The sequence below is a fragment of the Pseudomonas sp. rhizo66 genome (genome assembly GCF_031931925.1).
In the GTDB taxonomy this organism is placed as follows: domain Bacteria; phylum Pseudomonadota; class Gammaproteobacteria; order Pseudomonadales; family Pseudomonadaceae; genus Aquipseudomonas.
In genome coordinates this window covers 1-558 of record NZ_JAUJWZ010000058.1, presented here as the reverse complement: position 1 = coordinate 558, position 558 = coordinate 1, and the positions used below count along the sequence as shown (strand labels likewise).

1 protein-coding gene is annotated in these 558 nt (G+C 67.6%); it reads left to right on the top strand.

The genetic code is table 11. The features are described from left to right. Positions 1-558: RHS repeat domain-containing protein (locus QZR14_RS27940; RefSeq protein ID WP_442967433.1), on the top strand; the 558-nt coding region annotated here is incomplete at both ends.

Sequence of the window (558 nt, the reverse complement as noted above, 5' to 3'; positions counted from 1 at the left end):
GGGCTGGGGCACCCTGCGTTACCGCTACGACGCCTGCGGCCAGCTCAAGCGCCTGCGTCTGCCGGACAACAGCCTGCTCGATTACCACCACGCCAAGGGCGGCGCGCTGAACGGCATCGACCTCAACGGCGCGCCGCTGACTCGTCACGCCTACCAGTCCGGGCGCGAACTGCGACGCCAGCAGGGTCTGCTGCTCAGCGAATACACCTACGACGATCAAGGACGATTACTCGCCCACGCCGTAGGCCATCAGCGCGATGCATTGTACCGCCGCGATTATGCCTACAACGCCAACGGCAATCTCGCGCACATCGCCGACAGCCGTCACGGCCAGCGCACCTACGGCTACGACGCCCTTGACCGCCTCATCCGCGTACGCCACTCGCGCGACGAACTGCCGGAATCCTTCGCCCACGACCCGGCCGGCAACCTGCTGATGCAGGACCGCCCCGGCCCGAGCCAGATCCAGGGCAACCGCCTGCTGATGCAGGGCGACCGCCACTACGACTACGACGCCTTCGGCAACCTGATCCGCGAACGCCGTGGCCGCGCGCAGAC